This window comes from Deinococcus wulumuqiensis R12 (assembly GCF_011067105.1).
Classification (GTDB): Bacteria; Deinococcota; Deinococci; order Deinococcales; family Deinococcaceae; genus Deinococcus; species Deinococcus wulumuqiensis.
In genome coordinates, this window is record NZ_CP049357.1 from 1,812,656 (window position 1) to 1,826,920 (window position 14,265).

The window sequence follows — 14,265 nt, forward strand, 5'->3', positions numbered from 1 at the left end:
TCACCACACGGGCGCCGTACTCAGCGGCAGCCCCAGCGGATTGAAGGGAGCGACTTCGCGCGGCCTGACCAGAAACTGCCCGGTCCAGGCGGGCATCAGCCGGAGCTTGACGGACGCGGCGGGCCGCACCCAGGCGGGCGCCGGACGCACCCCCGAAGCGGGCGACGGCACGACCCCCGGAGCGCGGCGCACCGGAACGGCGGGAGCGGTTTGCCCCGGTGCGAGCCTCACGGGTGCAGGCTTGGCGGGTGCGGGCCTGTCAGGTGCGGGCTTGACGGGTGCCGCCTGCACGGGCGCAGGGACCGGAGCCGGGGGCAGCGGAACGCCACCGGCAGAAGGAGACACCGGCGCCTCCTGGATTTGCGGAGGCTGGACGAACAGCGGCCGGTCCCCTCCCTGGGCGCAGGCGGCAGAAAGGGAACCGGCAAACAGGCAGGCCAGGAGGCCCGGCAACAGGCGTGAGGACATGGGGGGCAGCTTAACCGCCCCGGCAGATCGGGGGCTGAGAACCGCTGGCCCGACCTGGGCGTCTTGCCCACCCCCTCTTCTGGGCATGACTGTTTGGGGAGGGCAGCAGGAAAGCAACAGGCCACAAAAAAGGACTGGACGTCCCCCCTCACTGGGCCGTCCAGTCCGAAACTCACACCTGGGCGTGCCGCTGGGTCTTCGGCGGTGGGCACGCCTGTTTTCCCCGCGCCGTGCGCCGGAGAAGCCGAAGTGCGCCCAGAGTAGAAGCCGGGTTCTGTCGGCGCCTTGACAGCCTGCTTCCTAAAGGCTGGGAGGCCCACTGCGGCGCGGCCTGGACAGCTTGAACCGGGCTTCCGGCACCCCCGCACACTCGCCCGAATCGCCCGAAAAGGTGTCAGAGAAGGGTGAGGCTTTTTATGCAGCCCGCTTCCTCGCGTCGGAAACGGGGGTTTTCGGGGTAGCTTCGCGCCTGATGCATAGATGAAGTCCTAATACGGATTCCGCTTAATTCCTGCACAGTCGGGAAAGCGCCGCCTGTGCATCCATATCGCAGAATTCGTATTTTTTCCTACTTGCATCCGCTCGGATTGAATCTGAAACGACCAGATTCAATCGGAATCCGTATAAGCAGATGAAGGCAGCGTGCCGTGCGTCTTTTTCCGCATTTCCCTGCTGCAAGTCCCAGTTCTGTCAGAGCCTGCCCCGTAGGGTGAGGGCATGGCGACCGCCCTTCCGTCCTCTCCCGCCGTTTCCGGCAGCGCCGCGAATCAGGCCATTCACCGGGCACTCGAGCAGCTCGACCGGGTGATTCTGGGCAAGCCCACGCAGCTGCGGCTGGCACTGGCCTGCCTGCTGGCGCGGGGGCACCTGCTGATCGAGGACCAGCCCGGCGTGGGCAAAACGACGCTGGCGCAGGCCCTGGCCCGCACGCTGGGGCTGGGGTTCCGGCGGGTGCAGTTCACGTCCGACCTGCTGCCCGCCGACCTGCTGGGGGTCAGTATCTGGGACGCGGCGAGCGGCAGCTTTCGCCACCAGCCGGGGCCGATTTTCTCCGAGCTGCTGCTGGCCGACGAGATCAACCGGGCCACCCCGCGCACCCAGGGCGCCCTGCTGGAGGCGATGGAGGAGCGGCAGGTGAGTGAGGGCGGCGTGACCAGACCGCTGCCCGACCCCTTTTTCGTGATCGCCACCCAGAACCCGGCGGCGTTCGTGGGCACTTCTCCGCTGCCCGAAGCGCAACTCGACCGCTTTTTGATGACCGTCACGCTGGGCTACCCCGACGCCCGCGCCGAACGCACCCTGCTCGAAACCGGCGGGCGAGGCCAGAGCGTGCGCGACCTGCCCGCCGTGCTGGACGCGCCGACGCTGCTGCGGGCACAGGCGGAAGTGGACGCCGTGTACGCCGCGCCCGCGCTGCTCGATTACCTGCAACTGCTGGCCCGCGCCAGCCGTGAGCATCCGGCCATCGCTGCGGGCCTGAGTCCCCGCGCCCTGCTCGCCCTGCTGGCGGCGGCGCGGGCCTGGGCGTATCTCGACGGACGCGACATGGTGCTGCCCGAAGACGTGCAGGCGGTTTTCCCCGCGCTCGCCTCGCACCGGCTGGCGCTGCGTGACCCGGCGGCGCGGCCCGGCGACGTGCTCCGGCGCCTGCTGGACGAGACGCCCATTCCGTGAGGCGGCCGGCGCTGTGGCCGACCCGCTTCGGCTGGGCGTTTCTGGGACTGGTGCTGCTGACCCTCATCGGCTGCATCAACTACGCGCTGAGCCTGGGCTACGGCCTGACTTTCCTGCTGGTCGGCGTGTGGATCGTCACGGCGGCGCAGGCGCGGCGGGCGGCGGCCACCCTTGACCTGACCGTGCAGCCGCCCGCCGAGGCGGTGGCCGGGCACGAAACGGCGTTTACGGCGCAGGTCCGGCAGAGCGGCGCGGCGAGTCCGGTCACGCTGCGGGGCTGGGCCGAGCAAAACGGCCAGCGGGTGCCGCTGAGCGCCGCCCTTTTCGTCGGTGCCGGGCACACACAGACCGCCGCGCTGCGGCTTTCCGACCCGGTGCGCGGCCCGCTGCGGCTGACGGGCGTGCAGCTCGTCGCACACGACCCCTTCGGGCTGTGGCAGGCGACCCGAACCGTGACGGCACAGGCCCAAACCGCCGTCCTGCCCGCGCCGGAAGCCGACGCGCCCGCGCCGCCCACGCTCACGGCGGCGGGCAGCGGCGAGGCCGGGCGGCGCACCGCCGGACAGGAGGACTTCGCCGGACTGCGGCCCTACGCGGCGGGCGACGCGCCCCGGCTGATTTCCTGGCGGCACGCGGCCCGCAGCGGGCAGCTCGTGACCCGCGAGTTCGACGCGCCGCTGGGACAGGCGCTCGACCTGAACTGGAACGCGGCTCAGGGTGAGCAGGAGGCGCGGCTCTCGCGGCTGGCGGCCTGGGTGACAGCGGCGCGGGCGGCGGGCCTGCCGTTCCGGCTGACGTTGCCGGGGCAGAGCCTGCCCGTCGGGAGCGGAGACGCGCACGCGGGCCGGGCACTGCGGGCGCTGGCGCTGCACCCGCCTTTTCCGGCCCCACCTGAGCAGAAGGCCGGGAACGAGTTCCTGAGCCGCCCGGCGTGGCTGGGGGGACCGAACACCACCGAGGCGCCGAGCGCGCCGCTGCCTGCCGCGCCGCTGCAATTCTCGCTGCTGGCCCTCGGGGTGGCGCTGCTGCCGGGGCTGCTGCGCTGGCCGCTGTGGGCGAGTGCGCTGGTGCTGTGGCTGCTGACCTACCGGGGCCTGCAGGCCGAGCCGGGGCGCAGGCTCCGCACCCTGCCGCCGCCGCTGCTGCTGGTGCTGGTGGGGGTGGCCGCCTTCGGGCTGAACGCGACCTACGGCACGCTGCTGGGACAGGACGGGGGCACGGCGCTGCTGGCCGCGCTGCTCGCGCTCAAGGCCGCCGAGACGCGCACGGTGCGTGACGCCCGGCTGCTCACACTGCTGGGGCTGTTCGTGACCAGCACCCATTTCTTCCATGACCAGGGACCGCTGACGGCGCTGCACAGCCTGCTCGCCAGCGTGCTGCTGCTGGCAGCGGCGGCCCGCTGGATGGGCGACAGGGGCGACCCGGCGGCGCAGGCGGCGCTCAGCCCGACCGTTCCCCGCCCGCTGCTGGGGCTGAGCGCCCGGCTGCTGCTGCTTTCCCTGCCGCTGGCGGCGCTGCTGTTCGTGTTTTTCCCGCGTCCGGACGGTCCGCTGTGGCAGTTGCCCATCAATCAGGGGGCCAGGACCGGGCTGGCCGACCAGATCAGCGCCGGGGAATACAGCAACCTCGCGCAGAGTGACGCGGTGGCCTTCCGTGCCGACTTTGGCGGGCCGCTGCCCCCGCCCGACGAGCGCTACTGGCGCGGTCCGGTCTACGAACTGTTCGACGGTCAGGGCTGGCAACAGGTGCGGGGCCGCTTCGCCGCGCCGTCTGCCGAAGCGCGTCCGGGGGCGCCGGTCTGGAGCTATTCCATCACCCTGGAACCGAGCGGCAAGCCCTGGCTGCTGGCGCTGGACCTGCCCACCACATTGCCACAAAGCGCCCTGCTGACCGGCGCGTTTCAGGCCGCCACCCTGCGCCCGGCCTCGCTGCGCACGCGCTACGAGTGGAACAGTCAGGCGGCGGTGCTGGGACGGCAAGAAAGCCAGGAGCGGCTCGGCCTCAACCTGACCCTGCCCGAGACGCCGGACGCCGCCAACCCGCAGTCCCGCGCCCTCGCCGCGTCGTGGCGCACGCTGGCGCCGGAGCAGCGGGTGCAGGCGGGGCTGGACGTGTTTCGCAAGGGGGGCTTCGCGTATACCCTCACCCCCCCCAAGCTGCCCAGCGCGAACCGCATCGACGCTTTCCTGTTTGGCAGCAAGCGCGGCTTTTGCGAGCACTACTCCAGCGCCTTCGCTTTCCTGATGCGGGTGGCGGGCGTCCCGGCGCGGATTGTCGGCGGCTACCAGGGCGGCGAGGTCAACCCGGACGGCGGCTACCTCATCGTGCGGCAGCAAAACGCCCATGCCTGGACCGAGGTGTGGCTTCAGGGCCAGGGCTGGGTGCGGGTGGACCCCACCGCCGCCGTCGCCCCGGCCCGCGTGCAGGCGGACCTGGGCACGGCCCTGACGCAGCCGCAGGCCACCGCGCCGCGCGAGCGGACCACGCTGGAACGGGCCAAACTGCGGCTCGACGCCCTGCAGAACCAGTGGAACACCTGGGTGGTGAGCTACGACGGGGCGCAGCAACGCTCGCTGCTCTCGCGGCTGGGCGTGTCGGGGACGGGGTCGCCGCTGTACCTGCTGGCCCTGCTCGGCGCAGCGGCGCTCACGCTGCTGCCCGCGCTGGCCTTCGTGCGCCGCCGCGCCCTGCCGCGTGACCCGGCGCTGCTCGCCCTGCACGACCTCAGCACCCGGCTGCGGCTGCCGCGCGGCCCCGGCGAGACGCCGACCGCCTACGCGGAGCGGGCCGCCGCCCACTCGCCGCAGCAAGCTCCCCTCCTGCGCGATATCGCCCGCCGCTTCAACGCCCTGCGCTACGGCCCCCAGGCGTCCCCGGAGGAGCTGCGGCAGCTTCAGGCGCTGGTGAGGCAGGTGCGGCGAACCGAGCGGACCTGACCCCTCACCCTCTACCCTGCCCTACCCTGCCCCCATGCGCCTGCACCTGATTACCGTCGGAGAACCCAAACTCGCCTACGCCCGCAGCGGCTGGGACGAATACGAAAAGCGGCTGCGGCGCTACCACAAGGTTCAGGTGAGCCGGGTGAGCGGCAAGACCCAGCAGGCCGAGAGCGAAGCCGTGCTGAAAGCGGCAGGCAAGAGCTTGCTGATTTTGCTCGACCCACGCGGCAAGCAGTTTTCCAGTGAGAACCTGAGTGAATATCTGGACGCGCAGGCGCTGGGCGGTCACGGCGAACTGGCCTTCGCCATCGGCGGGCCCGACGGACACACCGACGAACTGCGCTCGCGGGCGCACCTGCTCTGGAGCCTGGGCGAGCTGACGCTGCCGCACGACCTCGCCATGCTGGTGCTGGTCGAGGCGCTGTACCGCGCCGCCACGATTTCGGCGGGTGAGCCTTATCACCGGGGCTAAACGCGCTTACGGAGTCCGCGAGGGGATGACCCGGCGGCCCCGCAACCCCTCCACATATTCGTTGCGGCACTCGGTAAAGGGAACGTCGGCCCAGGGCTGAGGCTGAAAGTCGCGCTGCGTGAGCAGGGGCAGACGCACCTGACGCGTTTCATTGGCGGCGAAACTTTGCGTATCGGAGCCGAAATAGACCGTCTGGTGCTCGGTTCCGCGCCGTTGGTCACACACCACGCTTAGCCGCAGCGCCCCCGCTGGAATGGGTTCCGGGGCGCGGTTGGCGATGGTCGCCGTCACGACTTTGTCGCCGGGTTGTGGGAGTGCCGTTTTCACCCACGCCAGCGCGTAGGGGGCTTTTTCGGTGTGCAGTCTGACCTGCCGCGCCAGCTTGCGCCCCTCCCCGTCCAGCGCCGTGACGCGCAGTTCGTAGTCAGTGTCATAAGCGAAAATTTTCTGCCAGTCCTGCCCCCGTGCGGGCGAGAGCGACACCTCGCCACTCTGGAGGTCGGCGTGTCCGAGTCGCAACGCGATGACGGCCCCGGTGTTCAGGTTGACGAGTTCCCCGCTCACCGTCTCGGGGACGGCGGGGCGGGCCAGCGTCACCCGCACTTCCACAAGGTCGCAGCGGCTGAGGTTGCCGAGCAGCGAAAATTCCACGATGTCGCCGCATGCCTGCCCTACCCGCACGGGAAGCTGGGCCGCAGCGGGCAGCAGTTGGCAACCGCTGAGCGAGAGGGCCCGCAGAGGCAGCAGGAAGGGGCGCGGCATGGGCGCAGGATAGGTCGGAAACCTGACGAGGTGTTGATGGTTCCGCTGCGCTGATGGATGATGGAAGAAAAACCGCCGAAGCCTTCGCCTCAGCGGTCTTTCTTCCATCATCCATCAGGCCGACAGGCCGGAACCATCAACTATCAACCATCACCCACCCTCAAATCCCCTGTACGTCCCACTTCAGGCCCAGCTCAGCCGTGTCCTCGCTGGGGTCCTTGCCCGCCACCAGCGCGTATGCGGCCCGCTCGGGGGTCAGGTGGGTATCCATCACGCGGCGCAGGTCGTCCAGCGTGACCCGGAGCAACCGCGCCTTGTACGCCTCCTGCACCTCAGGGGTAAAGCCCGACTGGTCGCCGTAGAAGCGCAGGCGGCCCACCGTATCGGGGCTGGTGAGGGGGTCGAGGGTCTTGCTCGCGCCCAGAATCGCCTCGGTGAGTTCGCGCTCGCCCAGGTCGGTGTCCAGGAACTGCCGGGCGTCACGGAACACCCCATAGGTGCGGGCGATGTTGGGGTCGCGGTAGCTGCTCATGGCGAACACGCCGCTGCGGGCGTCGAAGCTGGCGCCGCCGCCGTAGGCCCCGCCCTTCTCGCGGATTTCGGCGAGCAGGTACTCACTTCTGAGAAGCCGCGAGAGCACCAGCAGCGCCGGGCTGTCGGCGTGGGTATACGGCACCGTGGAAAAGGCCACCGCGTTGAACGCGACGGGCGAGTCGGTGGTGCGGGCCTGCGGCACCTGCGCCGCGAGTTGCGGGCGGGGGTGGCCGACGGGCGCGTCGCCCTGAAACAGCGTGGTGACGGGCGTGAGGTCCAGCCCCACGTCCTCCGGCAGCGCGGTCAGGCAGACCAGCGGCTCGCCCTGCGTGATGAGGGTGGTCAGGCGCCCGAACTGCGCGAGCAGCGCGTCCAGTCGGCCTTCGAGGTCGTCGGCCTGCCCTTCTGCGCCTTCCACGATGGCCTTGAGGGTCGCCAGCGCGGTGAGGCCGCTGAACTGCTCGCCGAGTGCCGCGCCGGGGCTGACCTGGGCGCTCGCCAGCCGCTCGGCGTAGGCGTTGCCCGCGCTGACCACACTGGCTTTCATGCCCGCCAGACGCTGCTCGAGCAGTTGACGCAGCCGCTCGCGGTCAAACTCGGGCGCCGCAATCACGTCGCGCAGCACCGCCACCAGTTCCCCCGCGTTGCGGGCCAGCGCCTTGCCGCTGAACGACACCGAAAGCCGCAGGTCGTCCACCGTGTCCGGGCCGTTGCCGACCCCCGCGCTCGCGCCGATGCCGCCGGTCACGGCCTCGATGCGGCGGGCGAGCGACACGTAGTCCTGCCCGGCGGCTCCGCTGCGCGTCACGGCGAAGGTGTAGAGCGGCAGCACCGGCAGCAGGTCACGCGGCAGCTCAGGCAGCCGGACCTTCACGTCGAGATAGGTCAGTCCGCCGGTCGGCTGCGGCACGCGCCCCACCAGCGCCCGCCCGGAGCGCTCGGTCTCGTACGCCGGGCGCGGCACCTGCGCGGGCACGTCGGCCAGCGTGAGGGTCGGCAGCACGTTCGGGTCGGATTCCTGGCCCTGAAGGTTTTTCAGGTTGAGGCTCTCGCGGACGATGCGGGCGCGGTCCTCGTCGGTGAAGTCCTTGCTCAGCCGCTCGACCAGTTCGCGCTCGGCCTGCTCGGTGCGCTCGGCCAGCGCGGGGTCAGGGCGGACGACCAGGGTCACGCGGTGGGGGTTTTGCAGCAGCCACTTTTCAATCATGGGTTCAAAGACCCGGCCCCGCTTCAGGTCGTCGCGCAGCCGCCCCAGTTCGGCGTCCAGGCGCAGGCCCGTCACCGGGTCGCCGCCGCTGAGCCACGGTCCCAGCAGCCGGAACATCACGCCCAGGCCGTAGGGGTAGCCCGCGTTGCTGACTTCCTTCTGGCTGATTTCGAACTGGTGCAGGCTGGCTTCAATGAGTGCGGGGTCGATGCCCTCCTCGGCAATCTGGCGCAGGGTGGACAGCACCAGTTCCTGCACGGCGTCGGCCTTATCGGTGCTCAGTCCCTTGAGGCCCACCGCGAAAGCCGCCTCGCGGAAGTCGTCGCGGTAGCCCGTCAGGTCAGCGAGCTGTGCGCCCAGGCCCGACTCGATCAGGGGCCGGGTCAGCGGGGCCGCCGCGTTGCCCAGCAGCACGTCGCTCAGCACGCCCCAGCGCAGGCTCGCGTCGGGGTCGCTGGCGTAGCCCAGTTTCCAGCCCAGCAGCACCTGACCGCCGCGCTCGGTGTCCGAACCGGGGTAGCTCACGTCCACGCGGCGCGGCTCGCTGAAACTGGGCTGGTCGGGAATGCTCACGTCCAGTTCCTGCTTCTGGAAACGGGTCATCACATGCTGCTCGATGGCGTCCAGCACGCGCCCCAGGTCCTGATTGCCGTAGCTGTAGAAGTAGGCGTTGGACGGGTGGTAGTGCGCCGCGTGGAAGGCCCGCAGGTCCTCGTAGGTCAGCTCCGGAATGTTCTCGGGCGACCCGCCGGAGTTGTTGGCGTAGGTCAGGTCGGGGTAGAGCGCCTTGCCGAACGAGCGCCACATCACGCTGCCGGGCGAGGCCATCGCGCCTTTCATCTCGTTGTAGACCACGCCCTGCAGTTTCAGGGTGCTGGTCGGGTCGTCGGGCGTCTCGAACTCGAAGCGGTGCCCGTCTTGCCGGAAGCTCTCGTAGCGCAGCAGCGGGAAAAAGGTCGCGTCCAGATACACCGACAGCAGGTTGAAATAGTCCTGCACGTTGCGGGTGGAAAAGGGGTAGGTCGTCCAGTCGCCCGCCGTCATCGCGTTCATGAAGGTGTTCAGCGAGCGCGGAATCATGGAGAAAAAGGGGTCGGGGACGGGGTATTTCTGCGACCCCATCAGCACGTTGTGTTCCAGGATGTGCGCCACGCCCGTGCTGTCTTTGGGCACGGTGGGAAAGGTCACGCCGAACACGAGGTTGTCGTCCTCGCGGGCGACGTGGGCGTGCCGGGCGCCGTTTTCGTGGCGCAGCAGCACGAGCTGGCCCGACATCTCGGGCAGGGTTTCGACGCGCTCGACGGTGTAACGGCCCAGTGTCTCTCCCACACCGGGGAGCGGAGATTTGATGGCAGTCATGGGCCAAAGAATAGCGCCGGGCGAAAACACCCGGCGGCCTGACTGCGGCTGAGTTCAGCTGCGGTTGTTAACTGCGGCTCAGAGCACGCTGGCGACGGCCTGGGCCGCTTCACGGGCTTCCATATGCAGCAGGCCAAGGTTGGTGCCCGACGGCGCCACCACGGCCAGCACGCCCTTGGCCCCCACCGAGTAGATGAAGACCTGACCGTCCATTCCACTCACCGACATTTCGTTCAGGCTGCCCGTGCCCAGCGTGTCGTTGATGCGCTTGCCCAGGCCCAGCGCCGTGGCGGCCATGGCGGCCACGCGGTTGGCGTCGGTGTTGTCGCTGAACGCCTGGGCGATGGGCAGACCGTCGGTGGTCGCCACCATCGCGCCGCGCAGTTCGGGCAGCGACATACGCAGGTTTTGCAGGATGGACTTCAGTCGTTCAGGTTTGCTCAGCATGGTCATAAGGGGTGCCTCCTTGGGCCGTGGACGGGGAGCGAAGATAGGTAACCCAGTCGCGAAGCAGCGTTTCGCCGCCGTCTTCCAGAGTGACTAGACACCTTTTCGTCTATCAAGACCATAACAAGCCCGGACCGGACGCTGCGGACCAGGAAGCACGGCCAGTCAAAAAGTAATACGGATTCCGCTAAATTCCTGCACAGTCGGAACTACACCGCCTGTGCATCCATATCGCAAAATCCGTATCTTTTCCTACTCCTTTCAGTCGGATTGAATCCAGAAATCTGCTGGATTCAATCGGAATTCGTATAAGGCGAGAACGGATCGGCTGTCCAGTTCCCGCCCGTGCCCTGATCCCGACTCCGACCGAATCCTGTGGCCAACAGGATGAAAGCCGACCGGATGAGGAAGGATAAAGAGACGGATTCACCTCGGGTGCGGCGGAATCTAAGCTGCTGAACGCACGTAGCGCTCTAGGTGCAGCATCAGGTTGTGGGCCGCAACCGCACGGCACGTGCGGGCTACGACGGCCTGGAAGGAATTCAGCTGCACCTCACCCAGAGAGCAGCATCTCGCTAACCTGGAAAAGACCGATTCTATGCGCTTTCTTAGTTTCCCCAGCACCGGTGGCCATGCCACCGGTGTCTTCGCGTTCTCCCGTGACTTGGCGTACACGCCACTCCCGACGTAGCCTTTGTCCCCAAGCGTGCGGCTGCGTTCGTATTCAGAGAGCAGCTCACGGGCCACGCCCTGCTCGGATTCGTTGGCAGCGACAATGGCAAACTTCGTGAAGTAGCCCTGCGTGTCGACGACGCCGTGAAGCTTGTAGCCCATCACCCAGCCCATACTCCCTGGGCCTATTTTTGCTTCTGACTGCTGTCTGGGCCGCTTCATTCGGGCACCCTGAGCAATGGGGAGGGGTTTACTGTCGATAATGAGGATGTCTGCATCTTTCGGGCTGAGGGACAGCCCGAAAGATGCGATGAGATGCCTGGCTGCGAGTAAATGGCGGTGGTAGCGACTGCGTTCGGGGAGGTGTGGGAAGAGGTCGGCGTAAAGCTGACGAACGAGGGCGAACCAGGTCTCGCTGTTCTTCTGACCAAGAAGGTCGCCCACGAGGGCGATAGTGATCAGTTCAGAAGGAGTGGCCTGACGGTTGCGGGCCATGGGAAGCTGGTAGCTTCCCATGGCGCTGAGCAGTTGGAGATGGTCGTCGACAAGGACGTAGGCCAGTGTGAAGAGGTCGGGCAGGCTAAAATATTCCAGAAGCTGGCTGGTTCGCATAACCCCAGCTTCGCTTTTTTCGCCCCTTCTTGCGCCGCACCCGAGGTGATTCCGTACGTTACCAAGCTGGGTTTTACTCCGCCCCCGCTGCTGGCAGCGGCTCGGAGGCGTCGTGCAGCACCCGCTCGGCGACCTGCAAGAACGCCTGCACGGTGGGGCGGGTGGGCTGCTCGCCCGCCGTGTCCCGGCGCCACACCGCCACGATCTCGATGACCGGAGCACCCTCCAGCGGACGGTAGACCACGCCGGGAAGCGCCAGCCGCGAGAAAAATTCGATGGGCAGAAACACGCCCACGCCCGCCGCCACCAGCGAGAGCAGGGTGGGAATCTCAATGGCCTCCTGCACCACCCGGGGGGTAAAGCCCGCATCCGCGCACCAGTGCATGACCTGGTCGAAATAGCTGGCCCGCAGGTAGCGCGGAAAAAAGACGAACGCTTCGTCGGCGAGGTCGGCAATCCGGAGCCGTTCCCGCTGCGCGAGTGGGTGTGCGGCGGGCAGGGCCGCCACCAGCCGTTGCCGCCACAGCGCCCGGGACGCCAGCGCCGGGTCACGCACCGGCAGCAGCAGCAGCCCCACGTCGATCTGACCGCCGCGCAGCGCCGCTTCCTGTTCCCCGGCGGTCAGTTCGCGCAGGTCCACGCTGACCGCCGGGTACAGCTCGCGAAAGCGCCGCACGATTTCCGGCAGCCCCCCGAAGGCCAGCCCGCTGACAAAGCCCACGGTCAGCCGCCCCACCTCGCCCTGGGCGGCCCGGCGCGCCCGCTCCACCGTCTGCGCCGCCTGCGCCAAAGTCGCCCGCGCCCCGACCAGAAATTCCTCGCCCGCCGGGGTGAGCTGCACGCGCCGGGTGGTGCGGGTCACGAGCTGCACGCCCACTTCTTCTTCGAGGTTGCGAATCGAGCTGCTCAGCGCCTGCTGCACCACGAACACGCGCTCGGCGGCCCGCCCGAAGTGTTCTTCCTCGGCCAGGGCGACGAAGTGGCGCAGGTGTCGCAGTTCCATTGCCGCGCAGCTTAGAGCATTTGACAACTTCCCCTTGTTCCCGCTGGTTGGAGTCCCTTCCCCGAACATAGGGCTTCGCTTGCAGTCCCTATGACGCTTCCCAGCGCGGCCCCATGTCTCCCGGCCCCCAGCCACTCATCTGGGCTTGACGGTTCGTTAGAGCATGAAGTTTCCGAGGCCATTCGTACATTGCCAGAAGCCGGCAGGCGGATAGGGTGGGGGCGTTTTGGTTGATGTTCCCACGTCTTGCCCTCACAGGAGCGCTTTTTTCATGACCCTCTCGACCCTTCCCCAAACCTTCGCGCCCCCCGGCGTGCCCGGCGAGTACCACCTGACCCACGCGGGCGAACTGCGGCCCACCCGTGGCCCGGTGTCGGCGCGTGCCCAGGAACTGAACGCGGCCTTTCGCGAAAAAATCCTGGCCCCCGACTTTTCCTGCGTGGCGGCCAAGGCGTCCATGAACACCAGCGCCTACGCGCTCGGCGTGTACGGCGAACTTGGCAGCCTGGGCGCCACCCTCGGCCTCGCACACGACCTCGCCCGCTTCGTGCAGGACCAGGACGACCTCGGCAGCGATTTCACGTCCTTCATCGCCACCTTCGGCGCGCCGGAGGGCATGACCGAGCACGAGTTCGAGGACCGGCTGTGGCAGCAGCTTCGCGCTCTGCACCAGCTCGATACGGCGCCCTACAGCGAGGAAGTCAGCGCCGACCCGCACAGCAACAAGTTCGGGTTTTCGTTTGCCGGACGCGGGTTTTTCATCATCGGCCTCCACCCCGGCAGCAGCCGCGTGGCGCGGGCGTTTCCGGTGCCTGCACTGGTGTTCAACGCCCACCGCCAGTTTCAGCAGCTGCGCGACACCGGGCGCTTCGAGCGGATGCAGCAGACCATCCGCAGCCGCGAGCTGAAGTTGCAGGGCAGCCTCAACCCCAATCTCGCCAACTACGGCGAAGCGCCCGAAGCCCGGCAGTACTCGGGCCGCGCGGTGGAGCCCGGCTGGGTGGCCCCGTTTCCCAACACTCCCACAGGGGGCCGCTGTCCCTTCGGCTTCGGCGACGGGGCAGACTGAGGCATATGACCCAGCCCCCCACTTCCACCGAGGCCCCGACGGAAGCGCGGCCCTACCGCATCGCGCCGCAGACCGGCACCGGCTTTTGCCTGCAAAAGGGCGACGTACTCGTCGTCATCGACCCGATGGGCGAGCAGGTGTCCGATCTGATGGCCTTCGCCGCTGACAACCAGGATGAATGGCTGTCCTCGGGCCGCACCTTCGACTACAACGAGACGATTTACCTCACCACCGGGCACCGGCTGTACTCCAACCGCTCGCGGGTGATGTTCACGCTGCTGCGCGACGACGTGGGCCGCCACGACTTTCTGCTCACGCCCTGCTCGACGGAAACCTTCGAGATTCTGTACCCGCCCGGCACCGCCGAGGGGCACCCGAGCTGCTTCGGCAACCTGGTCAAGGCGTTCGCACCATTCGGGATTCAGCCCGACCAGATTCCCACCACCCTCAACATCTTCATGAACGTGCTGGTGGACGAAAAGGGCAAGGTCAACATCGGCCCGCCCATCTCGCAGCCGGGGCAACGGCTCGAACTGCGCGCCGAGATGGACCTGATCGTGGGCCTCACAGCGTGCTCGGCAGAAGGCAGCAACAACGGCACCTTCAAGCCCATCGACTACTTCGTGATTCCGGCGGGCACACGCGCCGAGTAGACGCAGCCGAACAGGACGGCGGGACATCCTCTCGCTGTCCTTGACATTTCTTGATAACTCGATTAAGATTATCCTTCTGGCCGCCTCCGGGCGCCGTGCGGTACATTCCGCCCTGTACGCCTTCTGTGCTGTTGCCCGGCCCAAGTCATGACAGGAACGCAGACAGAAGATGCACCGAGGGAGACGTCCACCTCCGAGAAATAAAAACGGACGTGCGAGTGTTGGAGCGGGAAAACCCCGTCAAAACGCACCATCCGGAACCCCCACGCGGGGTTCTTTTTTTTGCTGTCAAGGGAGCTGGCAGGGGAATTACTGATAACGCGCTATGTCCGTATCATTTGCCGAGAAGCCATATTCCCCTTGCCATGAGCTACGGGCCATGAGCCAGTCGGCA

General features: G+C 67.9%; 11 protein-coding genes. 5 read left to right on the forward strand and 6 right to left on the reverse strand.

The genetic code is table 11. The features are described from left to right. Positions 1 to 345 carry a hypothetical protein gene (locus G6R31_RS08825; protein ID WP_161617892.1) on the reverse strand — a complete coding sequence of 115 codons (345 nt, stop codon included), beginning with the start codon at positions 343 to 345 and terminating at the stop codon, positions 1 to 3. Positions 346 to 1,185: 840 nt separating this feature from the next. On the opposite strand from G6R31_RS08825, the gene G6R31_RS08830 reads away from it, so the two are divergent. The 3 genes from G6R31_RS08830 to G6R31_RS08840 are packed head-to-tail and all read left to right on the forward strand — an operon-like array spanning position 1,186 to position 5,553. Continuing rightward, positions 1,186 to 2,142, forward strand: coding sequence for an AAA family ATPase (locus G6R31_RS08830; protein WP_017870102.1), 957 nt, complete (start codon positions 1,186 to 1,188; stop codon positions 2,140 to 2,142). Beyond that, positions 2,139 to 5,078, forward strand: a complete 2,940-nt coding sequence (locus tag G6R31_RS08835; protein ID WP_017870101.1) for a transglutaminaseTgpA domain-containing protein — start codon at positions 2,139 to 2,141, stop codon at positions 5,076 to 5,078. Before G6R31_RS08830 ends, G6R31_RS08835 begins: the two co-directional genes overlap by 4 nt. Positions 5,079 to 5,112: 34 nt before the next feature. Beyond that, on the forward strand, positions 5,113 to 5,553 hold the full coding sequence (locus tag G6R31_RS08840) for a 23S rRNA (pseudouridine(1915)-N(3))-methyltransferase RlmH (protein ID WP_017870100.1): 441 nt from the start codon (positions 5,113 to 5,115) through the stop codon (positions 5,551 to 5,553). 6 nt (positions 5,554 to 5,559) lie between these two features. Here the strand turns inward: G6R31_RS08840 and G6R31_RS08845 are convergent, their stop codons facing one another. From G6R31_RS08845 to G6R31_RS08865, 5 genes are all read right to left on the reverse strand, one after another. Beyond that, positions 5,560 to 6,315 (reverse strand): hypothetical protein, encoded by a 756-nt coding sequence (locus tag G6R31_RS08845; RefSeq protein WP_017870099.1) that lies wholly within the window; start codon positions 6,313 to 6,315, stop codon positions 5,560 to 5,562. Positions 6,316 to 6,475: 160 nt separating this feature from the next. Further along, a complete protein-coding gene (locus G6R31_RS08850; protein WP_025567317.1) occupies positions 6,476 to 9,415 on the reverse strand; it encodes an insulinase family protein in 2,940 nt (979 codons plus the stop codon). Between the two features lie 78 nt (positions 9,416 to 9,493). Beyond that, positions 9,494 to 9,868 (reverse strand): roadblock/LC7 domain-containing protein, encoded by a 375-nt coding sequence (locus G6R31_RS08855; RefSeq protein ID WP_017870097.1) that lies wholly within the window; start codon positions 9,866 to 9,868, stop codon positions 9,494 to 9,496. 441 nt (positions 9,869 to 10,309) lie between these two features. Then, complete coding sequence (locus G6R31_RS08860; RefSeq protein ID WP_114671024.1) at positions 10,310 to 11,146, reverse strand: transposase; 837 nt, start codon at positions 11,144 to 11,146, stop codon at positions 10,310 to 10,312. Between the two features lie 73 nt (positions 11,147 to 11,219). Then, complete coding sequence (locus G6R31_RS08865) at positions 11,220 to 12,149, reverse strand: LysR family transcriptional regulator (RefSeq protein WP_017871277.1); 930 nt, start codon at positions 12,147 to 12,149, stop codon at positions 11,220 to 11,222. 271 nt (positions 12,150 to 12,420) lie between these two features. On the opposite strand from G6R31_RS08865, the gene gntA reads away from it, so the two are divergent. Beyond that, a complete protein-coding gene (gntA, locus tag G6R31_RS08870; protein ID WP_017871276.1) occupies positions 12,421 to 13,218 on the forward strand; it encodes a guanitoxin biosynthesis heme-dependent pre-guanitoxin N-hydroxylase GntA in 798 nt (265 codons plus the stop codon). 5 nt (positions 13,219 to 13,223) lie between these two features. Beyond that, positions 13,224 to 13,871, forward strand: coding sequence for a DUF1989 domain-containing protein (locus G6R31_RS08875; protein WP_017871275.1), 648 nt, complete (start codon positions 13,224 to 13,226; stop codon positions 13,869 to 13,871). Positions 13,872 to 14,265 lie beyond the last annotated feature (394 nt).

What these genes read in the sequence shown, in the direction of transcription:
- G6R31_RS08830 (WP_017870102.1), top strand. Translation starts at nt 1,186, where the DNA reads ATGGCGACCGCCCTTCCGTCCTCTCCCGCCGTTTCCGGCAGCGCCGCG.
- G6R31_RS08840 (WP_017870100.1), top strand. Translation starts at nt 5,113, where the DNA reads ATGCGCCTGCACCTGATTACCGTCGGAGAACCCAAACTCGCCTACGCC.
- G6R31_RS08845 (WP_017870099.1), bottom strand. Translation starts at nt 6,315, where the DNA reads ATGCCGCGCCCCTTCCTGCTGCCTCTGCGGGCCCTCTCGCTCAGCGGT.
- G6R31_RS08850 (WP_025567317.1), bottom strand. Translation starts at nt 9,415, where the DNA reads ATGACTGCCATCAAATCTCCGCTCCCCGGTGTGGGAGAGACACTGGGC.
- G6R31_RS08855 (WP_017870097.1), bottom strand. Translation starts at nt 9,868, where the DNA reads ATGACCATGCTGAGCAAACCTGAACGACTGAAGTCCATCCTGCAAAAC.
- G6R31_RS08860 (WP_114671024.1), bottom strand. Translation starts at nt 11,146, where the DNA reads ATGCGAACCAGCCAGCTTCTGGAATATTTTAGCCTGCCCGACCTCTTC.
- G6R31_RS08865 (WP_017871277.1), bottom strand. Translation starts at nt 12,149, where the DNA reads ATGGAACTGCGACACCTGCGCCACTTCGTCGCCCTGGCCGAGGAAGAA.
- gntA (WP_017871276.1), top strand. Translation starts at nt 12,421, where the DNA reads ATGACCCTCTCGACCCTTCCCCAAACCTTCGCGCCCCCCGGCGTGCCC.
- G6R31_RS08875 (WP_017871275.1), top strand. Translation starts at nt 13,224, where the DNA reads ATGACCCAGCCCCCCACTTCCACCGAGGCCCCGACGGAAGCGCGGCCC.